Annotated in this window: 10 protein-coding genes; 3 read left to right on the forward strand and 7 right to left on the reverse strand. The window is 40.9% G+C overall.

Going from position 1 to position 9177, the window contains the following annotated elements:
- Window positions 1-123: 123 nt before the first annotated feature.
- From UYI_RS0107220 to UYI_RS0107235, 4 genes are all read right to left on the reverse strand, one after another.
- Window positions 124-603: a flavin reductase family protein gene (locus UYI_RS0107220; protein ID WP_016866008.1), complete on the reverse strand. Its 480-nt coding sequence runs from the start codon at window positions 601-603 to the stop codon at window positions 124-126.
- A 90-nt stretch (window positions 604-693) separates the two neighbouring features.
- The gene (gene cobM / locus UYI_RS0107225) at window positions 694-1500 is read right to left on the reverse strand and encodes a precorrin-4 C(11)-methyltransferase (protein WP_016866009.1); all 807 of its coding nucleotides are present in this window, start codon (window positions 1498-1500) and stop codon (window positions 694-696) included.
- 405 nt (window positions 1501-1905) lie between these two features.
- A complete protein-coding gene (gene hemN / locus UYI_RS0107230; RefSeq protein ID WP_016866010.1) occupies window positions 1906-3288 on the reverse strand; it encodes an oxygen-independent coproporphyrinogen III oxidase in 1383 nt (460 codons plus the stop codon).
- A 127-nt stretch (window positions 3289-3415) separates the two neighbouring features.
- On the reverse strand, window positions 3416-4132 hold the full coding sequence (locus tag UYI_RS0107235) for a biliverdin-producing heme oxygenase (protein ID WP_016866011.1): 717 nt from the start codon (window positions 4130-4132) through the stop codon (window positions 3416-3418).
- A gap of 618 nt (window positions 4133-4750) precedes the next feature.
- Between UYI_RS0107235 and UYI_RS0107240 the strand changes: the two genes are divergently transcribed.
- Window positions 4751-6163 (forward strand): 1-acyl-sn-glycerol-3-phosphate acyltransferase, encoded by a 1413-nt coding sequence (locus tag UYI_RS0107240; RefSeq protein WP_016866012.1) that lies wholly within the window; start codon window positions 4751-4753, stop codon window positions 6161-6163.
- A 15-nt stretch (window positions 6164-6178) separates the two neighbouring features.
- Here the strand turns inward: UYI_RS0107240 and UYI_RS36580 are convergent, their stop codons facing one another.
- The gene (locus UYI_RS36580) at window positions 6179-6319 is read right to left on the reverse strand and encodes a hypothetical protein (RefSeq protein WP_016866013.1); all 141 of its coding nucleotides are present in this window, start codon (window positions 6317-6319) and stop codon (window positions 6179-6181) included.
- 137 nt (window positions 6320-6456) lie between these two features.
- Between UYI_RS36580 and UYI_RS0107250 the strand changes: the two genes are divergently transcribed.
- Window positions 6457-6780 (forward strand): hypothetical protein, encoded by a 324-nt coding sequence (locus UYI_RS0107250; protein ID WP_016866014.1) that lies wholly within the window; start codon window positions 6457-6459, stop codon window positions 6778-6780.
- An 84-nt stretch (window positions 6781-6864) separates the two neighbouring features.
- Here UYI_RS0107250 and ychF read toward each other — a convergent pair whose 3' ends face one another.
- Both ychF and UYI_RS0107260 read right to left on the reverse strand, forming a co-directional pair.
- Window positions 6865-7956 (reverse strand): redox-regulated ATPase YchF, encoded by a 1092-nt coding sequence (gene ychF, locus UYI_RS0107255; RefSeq protein WP_016866015.1) that lies wholly within the window; start codon window positions 7954-7956, stop codon window positions 6865-6867.
- Between the two features lie 51 nt (window positions 7957-8007).
- Window positions 8008-8223, reverse strand: a complete 216-nt coding sequence (locus UYI_RS0107260) for a hypothetical protein (RefSeq protein ID WP_016866016.1) — start codon at window positions 8221-8223, stop codon at window positions 8008-8010.
- A gap of 218 nt (window positions 8224-8441) precedes the next feature.
- On the opposite strand from UYI_RS0107260, the gene UYI_RS0107265 reads away from it, so the two are divergent.
- A complete protein-coding gene (locus UYI_RS0107265; RefSeq protein WP_016866017.1) occupies window positions 8442-9155 on the forward strand; it encodes a Crp/Fnr family transcriptional regulator in 714 nt (237 codons plus the stop codon).
- Window positions 9156-9177: the final 22 nt, after the last annotated feature.

A 9177-nucleotide genomic window follows, 5' to 3' on the forward strand; every position in this document is an offset into this window, starting at 1 on the left:
AGTGTTGGTTGTTGATTGTTGATTGTTGATTGTTGGTTGTTGGTTGTTGATTTTTTCTATAAACTACTAACCACTAACTACTAACCACTGTACAGACGTGCCATGGCACGTCTGGTACAACAACTAACCACCATACTGCCAACCTGTTGTTTCCAGTCGTAGTTGTTTACCTTCACGGTGAACACCAGCAGCTATCACTTCACCCACAAATACAGTGTGATCACCTTTCATCACTGCATCGACAACTTGACACTCAACATATCCCAAAGACTCGGAAATAATCGGACAACCTGTTTCGCCGAGATAAAATTCTACATCTTCAAATTTATTTCCAACGCGACGCATCTGCTTGAAGAACTTTTGTGCCATGTCTTTTTGTCCTTCTTCCAAGAAGCTAATGGCAAATACTCCACTGTTTTTAATCATGTGATGAGAAATAGAATTTTGATTCACACAATTTACAATCAACGGTGGTTTAAATGAAGCCTGCATTAACCAGCTAGCTGTGAAACCGTTAATTTCTTCCCCATCTTTAACACCACAGATGTAGAGTCCGTGGGGTATTTTCAACAGCATCGTTTTTTTTGCCTGTTCGTCAAGCATGAGTTAATCTACCTAATATTTTTTCTACATTGCTAAGTGTAACGAACAGGAGCAACTGTAGTACAGTTATCTTTTCAAGAAGAAAGACAATCATTCTTGGGGACGAAACATATGAGTATGTTCGGGATGATATAGGCGCGATCGCCCTGTACTTTCTTTGAGTGCAGGGCTGATCACATACAGTGTGGTACGGGTTAAATTTTCTTGATGGGTACAATCAGCCATTTTGTCAAGGGTAACTACCAAAATCTTCTCATCAGCCCAGCCCAGACGATAACAAATTGCCACAGGGGTTTCAGGTGGGTAATGTTCTTGTAATTTGGCTTGGGCTGCTTCGATATGACGCGCGCCCAGATAAAGGCACAAACTAGCTTGATGGGAAGCAAGGGAAGCTAATTCTTCTTTTGCAGGAACTTCTGTGCGTCCGCTGATGCGCGTCAGGATGATTGTTTGTACCAAACCAGGAACAGTGAGTTCGACTTTGAGTTTGGCAGCAGCGGCTTGAAAAGCGCTAATACCTGGTACAACTTCAAAAGGAATTTCCGCCTCTGCCAAAAGCTGCATTTGTTCGTGAATCGCACTATAGAGGCTGGGATCACCAGAATGAAGACGGACAACAGACTGGTGCGATCGCACCCTTTGTATCATCAGTGGCAGAATTTCTTCTAAAGTCTTATTCGCAGTTGGAATAATTTCTGCATCTTGGCGACAGAATTGTAAAATTTGTGGAGGCACTAAAGAATCAGCAAATAAAATTACATCAGCAGCCATCAAGATTTTTTGCGCCTTAATAGTTATTAGTTCAGGATCTCCAGGCCCTGCTCCTACTATGTACACACATGAATTTAATGAATTTAAGTGATTTTTTTTATCTACTTCCTTAGAGTTATTACGCATAAAAAAATTAGATAATTAATAAAAAAATTTTTTTGAGATTTTCTCAGTATCTTTCCGGATCGACTCTCCCTATCTAGTAGAGATGAATGGTAGATGCACCCTGGTTAAGCCCTAGAGAAAACTCTGGGGCATTTTTTATTTTTGAGTCAATGTAGAGATAAACCCTCAGTCGCAGCAGATTAATCACAAAAGTACGAAGAATCAACCAGTTAATAGTACTCGACCACATAAGTTTTAATTCTTTGCGAGGCGTCAGATCCCCGACTTTTAAAAAAAGTCGGGGATCTAAGTCCACCTATCAAAATCAATTTGGTGAACTAGTAGCAGCATTATAGAGTGTGATCACGCAAGACAGAACAGAGCGGTTGCGATTTCCAATCGCCTGAAACAAAATACCATTAAGGATTAAATCGCCCGTGAAAACTTTTGCTCTTGTATATTTCGATGAGCATCAAAATTAACAGCAATATTTCTCACCAATAATCTGCCAATTTCTGTAATACCAATCTCCTTCTTTGATAAGCTAACTAGCCCATCAGATTCTAAAACTTTTAATGCTGCTAATTCTTTGGCAAAATACTCATCAAAACAGATATGATATTTATTCTCAATGTCTGGCTTATGCAGTTTGGCATGAGACATCAGCCGCATAATCACATCCCGTCTGAGAATATCATCCCCAGTTAACTTAATACCTTTAGCAATGGGTAAAACACCCGCATCAATTAGCTGATAATAATCACTCAAGCGCTTGTGGTTCTGGGCATAGGCATCTTCTAGCATACTGACCGATGTCGCACCAAAACCAAAAAGTTCTGCTTGCCCCCAAGTAGTATAACCTTGGAAGTTACGCTTCAATGTGTAGTTGCGTTGAGCGATCGCTAATTCATCATGGGGTTTGGCAAAATGATCCATGCCAATGAAGAGATATTGACTATTAGTTAACTCTTCAATAGTCATTTTCAAAATCTCTAATTTCTCCTGTGCTGCTGGTAGTGCATCCTTGGCAATTTTTTTCTGCGCTGGTTTTATCCAGGGAACATAAGCAAAGTTAAATACTGCTATACGATCCGGATCTAACTCTATAGTCTTTTTAATTGTTTCGTGAAAGCTCTGGTAAGTTTGATATGGTAGACCATAAATTAAGTCTACATTCACACTTTGAAACCCTGCTTCTCTAATCCAGTCCATGACTTCAAATAGTGCTTTCTCTGGCTGGACGCGATTAATAGCCGCTTGCACTTGGGGATTAAAATCCTGAATACCAAAACTAATACGGTTGAAGCCAATCTCTTTGAGAAAGAAAATGTAGTCTTTATCAACGTAGCGGGGATTTATTTCGAGGGAGATTTCTGCTTGTGGATCAAGGTGAAAGTGGCGAGTAATATTGTTCCACAGTTTTTCTACCTGTTCTAAACTTAAGTAGTTTGGGGTTCCTCCACCCCAGTGTATCTGCACTACTTTTCTATCTGTATCAATCAAAGATGCTGTATGTTTGATTTCTCGACCCAGATATTCTAGATAAGGTTTGGCAATATTCTTGTTATGAGAAATCACTACATTGCAGCCACAAAAATAGCAAGCACTCTGACAAAAGGGAATATGAAAGTACAAAGACAGAGGCGTTTTTCTTTGATTTGAAGCAGCGATCGCTTCTTCAAATTCAGATGCTGTAAAAGCTTCATTCAGTTCTGTAGCGGGTGGATAACTAGTGTATCTAGGTGTGGGAATATCGTATTTTTTGATGATATCTATATCGAACTTCACACCAGGAATTTGCAAAACCATTGAATTTTTCCAGTGAATAAGGGTATATGAGTATATAGGTGTAGGGGTGTGGGGGTGTAGGTGAAATATGAAGATGTAGGAATTTAATTCATCCCTTACCCCCTTACACCCTTATTTTCCTACACCCCTAATTAGCAGCAGCGGCTTCCGTGCTACCAGTGTTATGACTACGAGTTAGGGAATTAAATAATAGCTGACCAATTGCTTGAATTAAATTTCCTTCTAGTTCTTGAGCCATTTTCATATTGAAACTGAAGGCATTATTTGCTTCTGCGACAATTTTTTCTGCTGTGGAATCATCAACATTTAATGTGTTTAATGCCTGACGATACTTGTCTTTAAAAGCCTTTTTGTCAGGAATTTGGTCAAAGTTATAAAAAGACGTACCTTGATAATCTTCTAGCTTTAAGACTGACTGAGCAATTTTCTGTAACATCTGACCCCCGGAAAGATCGCCCATGTAGCGGGTATATGCGTGTCCAATCAGTAACTCAGGTGCTGTTGCAGATACTTCTTGAATTCGAGCGATATAATTCTGGGCGACGGGAGATATTTTGACGTGCGATCGCCAGTCTTTACCGTAGTAAAATTCCATATCTTTCTCTAAAGCAGCTTGGCGATTTAGTTCTGGGAAATAAATGCTGCCGACTATGGCATGATCTTGGTGTTTTTCTATCTCGGCTTCCAGTTGGCTGTAGACGTAATACAAGTTACCTAAAAACTTGGCAAAGCAGTCTCTATCTACAACCCCTTTGAGAAAACACTTCATGAACCCCACGTTTTCTGCTGCTGTATGGGATTTTTGGGTTCCGGTACGAAGCTTAATCGCTAAATTGCTACTCATCGGTTTGTTCCTTCATCTCAAAACGCAAGCTGATACCTATCAGTTCACTGTCAACGCCAGCGTTGAAGAATCGTTATTCAGGTTTAGGAAAGGATCTGCATCATCACCGCCAGCTGATCACAACACCGATGCAGACCCAAGCCATCTTGATTTCTACCAAAATCATTTAACTATTATTCTCTAAATAACCATATAGCTATTTATATTTTTTCATATTTCTCTAGTTTTGGATACAGGCGGTGTAGTTGAGAAAGCAGAATTTTCCTTGTAGTACTACATTTGCCTTCAGAACCACTCTTTTTTCTGGCGACTGCAAGTCGCGGCTACACAAAGGGAGTCTCTTACGCAGACTAGAGAATAAAGGGGGTAATTTAATCGGCTTGTTAGCAAACTGATTTTCAAAATTAATTTAAAATTTATGGATGTGCTGTGCGATCGCATAGCGCATCTGTATTTTTGTAAAGTTTCCTACATCCTTACACCCTAAAGCCTATTTTCTAGTCCCTATATTCGCTAACGTTATTAAGTTAGTCAAAAGTACCAGCAACAGTGATCAAACTGGTAACCGAGAACTAACAACTGATAACTGTTAAATGGAGAGCAACCTTGCCTGATTCCATGCAACATGCCCAGTCACGGTTGGAGTTTATTCCACAACGCTTCAACCCTGTTGTACTCCGTCTCGCCCAGTGGTTACTGCCTATTTTGCTACGGTTTCGGCTAAGGCGGTGGTTGCCAGCTGGAATTTCGCGCATTCAAGTCAAGAATGCAGAAATTTTAGCCGAGTTATATCAACAATTCCAAGCTGGCAAAATTCGCTTTTTGATGGCATTTCGACATCCAGAGGTAGACGATCCCCTGTGTATGTTATACCTGCTTTCCAGAGCAGTGCCACGGGTTGCACGTCAGCAAGGAATTCCCTTGCAATACCCAATTCATTCACACTTCATTTATGAACGGGGAATGTTATTGTGGGCGGGAGACTGGCTAGGCTGGTTTTTCTCAAATTTAGGGGGAACTCCCATTCGCCGGGGTAAGCGACTCGACAAGCTAGGTATTCAAAATGCCCGAAATTTGTTTGCTAACGCTAAAATGCCGATCGCAGTAGCTCCCGAAGGTGCTACCAATGGACACAGTGGTATTGTTAGCCCTTTAGAACCTGGTGTTGCTCAATTTGGGTTTTGGTGTGTAGAAGATTTGCATAAAGCCAACCGTTCCGAAGAAGTTTTGATTGTACCGATCGCACTTCAGTATAGTTATGTGAAACCACCTTGGGCAAAACTGGATTGGCTGTTGAGTAAACTAGAAGCTGATTGTGGTTTACCAGTACAGACTATTGGCACATCTGAGATCGCTAACCCAGAAGAGATACACTATCCACGTCTGTTGCGGCTAGCGGAACACCTTTTAACAGAGATGGAAGGATTTTATCAACGTTTTTATTATCAACATCTCGCTGCAATTGATCATGATGTTGAGACTAGGGGCAATGCTAATGAGATGTTAATGGCGAGACTGCATCGCTTACAAGATACAGCTTTAAAAGTTGCTGAGCAATATTTTAAACTACAACCACAAGGAAATTTTATTGACCGTTGTCGCCGTTTGGAAGAAGCTGGTTGGAGTTATATTTACAGAGAAGACGTGTCAGATATTAACGCTTTACCACCCTTCCAACGAGGATTAGCGGACTGGGTAGCAGCAGAAGCAGAACTGCGAATGCGACATATGCGGTTGGTAGAAACTTTTGTAGCAGTTACGGGGACTTATGTCAAGGAAAAACCTACTCCAGAAAGGTTTGCAGAGACAGCGCTACTAATATTTGATATGATTGCCCGAATCAGAAATAACACAAAACTACCAGGACGTCCCCGTTTGGGTTGGCGACAAGCACTAATTACAGTTGGTGAACCAATATCAGTTACAGAACGCTGGGCAAAATCTCAAAGCGATCGCCATGCAGCAAGAGTTGGGGTGACTGAGTTGACAAAAGAACTGCATCAAGCTTTAGAACAATTAATTAAGGCATAAGGTGTTTTGACTCTATCATGTAGTATTTGTCTGCTTGTAGACATGCTGAGTGATCGCCAACAAGGGCATCGCTAACTGATTGCTGAGATTACCTGCTAATTCAATCATGGCTTGGGCGATCGTCCGAAATACCACCCAATTGAAAACCGATTTCATCAGGTAGATGTTTTTTAATGATTCTGGAGCTGTTTGTTTAGCGAACGTTTGGCCAGATCCCCGACTTTTTTAAAAAGTCGGGGATCTGGCCAACCTATCAAAATCAATGTGTGAACTACTACTTAGAATTTAGTGTCATGAAAAAATCACTTGTCAGTTTTGTGGCAATGTTGCCCATGATTTCGCTTCTCCTTTTAAACTTTACACAAAGAGCAGATGCACAGGCTAGTGAGGCGACGCTTGATACGCTTCAAATCTGCAATACCATTATGAATATGCATGATGCCGATCCACAGAACCCTGAACTTATTATGGGGCGTAGAGAATGCAATGCCCGTGCTTATATGGTTCAGCTTTGTGCCTCCTCTACTGCCTCAACTGGCTGCTGGGATGCAAACTATCCTAATCCTGTGGATCTTGACAACGATGACCTTATAACCATCATCCAGAACAATCAGTAACGTAAAATTATTGAAATAAGTTCGTAGTAAGTTACTCTAGGCCTTTTTTGAGGACTAAAGTCCTCACTACAAACTTTTAATTATTTACACATTAAATCTGAACAGCATCACGTCACCTTCCTTGACGACGTAATCTTTTCCTTCGCTGCGAACTAAGCCTTTTTCCTTTGCAGCAGTCATAGAACCAGCTGCGACTAAATCATCGTAAGCAACTGTTTCAGCACGAATAAATCCACGTTCAAAATCGCTGTGAATTACGCCTGCTGCTTGCGGTGCTAGCATTCCGGCTTTAATTGTCCAAGCGCGGGTTTCTTTTTCACCAGAGGTGAAATAAGTACGTAATCCTAAGAGTGTGTAAGTGGCACGAATGAGTGATTTCAAACCACCTTCTTCTACACCTAAAGATGCGAGAAAATCTGCTCTTTCTTCCTCTGATAATTCGATTAATTCTGCTTCTACTTGTGCCGAAACGACAACAACTTGAGCATTTTCTGTTGCGGCAATTTGTCTGACTTTTTCGACGAATTCATTACCTGTTGCTAATTCATCTTCAGAGACGTTGGCAGCATAAATTATTGGTTTTGATGTCAGTAAACCTAATAGTTTAATAACTGCTGTTTCTTCTTCTGTTAAACTAATTTGCCGTACTGATTTACCTTCATTTAATGCCGCAGCTAATTTTTCCAATACTGTTAGTTCAAATTGTGCTTCTTTGCTGGTACGAGCTTGTTTTTTAGTGCGTTCAATGCGGCGTTCGATTTGGGCTAAATCAGCTAAACCTAGTTCCAAATTAATTGTCTCAATATCCCGCGCGGGGTCTACTGAACCAGCAACGTGAATAATGTCATCATTTTCAAAACAACGCACTACATGGACAATGGCATCAACTTCGCGAATATGAGACAAAAATTGATTACCGAGTCCCTCACCCTGACTTGCACCTTTCACTAAACCGGCGATATCCACGAACTCAACGCGGGCCGGGATAATTTGCACCGACTTGGAAATCTTACCTAAAACATTTAACCGTTCGTCTGGCACTGCCACAACACCGACATTCGGTTCTATTGTACAAAATGGGAAGTTAGCAGCTTCTGCCTTGGCATTAGCAACTAAAGCGTTAAATAACGTAGATTTTCCAACGTTGGGAAGTCCGACAATCCCGGCTCTCAGCATGTTAGATTTTAGATTTGAAGTTGAAACTAGACGAAATCAATTTTAAACAGGTTAGGGGATTGTTTGCGGTATTGTTCCTGGAACTGTTTGAGGAATGGGACCGGGTACGGTTTGTGGTATGGGTGCTGGTACGGTTTCAGGAACTGGATCTGGTATGGGTTGGGGAACTGTTGGCCCTGGTGTGGGTTCAGTTGGGGGTACAGGATTTGGTTCTGGGTTAGGAATTGGTGGTTCGTTGGGTTGAGGTTCAGAAATTAAATAAATCATGTAATTCTTTTGCCAATATTCAACTTTTCCAACCTAGATGACAAACAACACTACTGACATCTTCCTAAATATCTATACCCTGATTGAGACTGTGTAAAATTTGGTAATTATAGAACTAATTGACAAATTAATTCATATTAATTGTTCTAGTTATTTCTACTAGTCGAGCGATCGCACGTCCGATTCAAACCCTGACTAATACCATTTCACGGTGAACTATGCAGGCAAGCATTGAACAACTATCACAAATTATCGTGTTTGCAGGTTTAGAACCTTCAGACAAAATCAGCCTGCAACCTCACACCCAAGTGCAACGCTACAAGCAAGGAGAGATTATTCTGCATGAAGGCGATCGCTTGCCAGCAAAACTATATGCTGTAGTCAGTGGCACAATCCAAATTACCAAAACTGCAAACACAGGCAAAGAAACGATTCTGCGTATGCTTGATACTGGGGAAATTTTTGCAGCACCTGCACTTTTGGGTAATGGTATTTCTCCTGCTACAGTCACAGCTGAAACTGATTGCGAAATTCTCACGGTAGAAAGAGATGCTTTACTCAATGCTATTGGCAAGAATCCTGATATTGCGCTGCGAATGTTGATGGTTTTAAATCATCGGATTCAGCAATTGCATGAAACTGTTCATGGATTAGTTTCTGAAAGAGCAGTTGTCAGGCTAGCGAGGTTAATTCTATATTTTGCTGCGGAATATGGAACAGAATCGAGTCAAAAGGGAGAGATATTAAAAGTTAAATTGCCATATTATCGCATCGCCCGCAGCATAGGGATTACATACGAGGAATGTGTGCGTTTAGTGAAAAGTTTGAAGTCGGTGGTTGCTTATAGTCGGGGTGGCAAGATGACGATTGTTGATGCCAAAAAATTAGAATCTGTTGCCTCTGGAAATACAGAGGCTGAAATTTTTGGATAATTTAATGTCTAGCTTGAAAATT

It is taken from the genome of Fischerella muscicola PCC 7414 (assembly GCF_000317205.1).
In the GTDB taxonomy this organism is placed as follows: domain Bacteria; phylum Cyanobacteriota; class Cyanobacteriia; order Cyanobacteriales; family Nostocaceae; genus Fischerella; species Fischerella muscicola.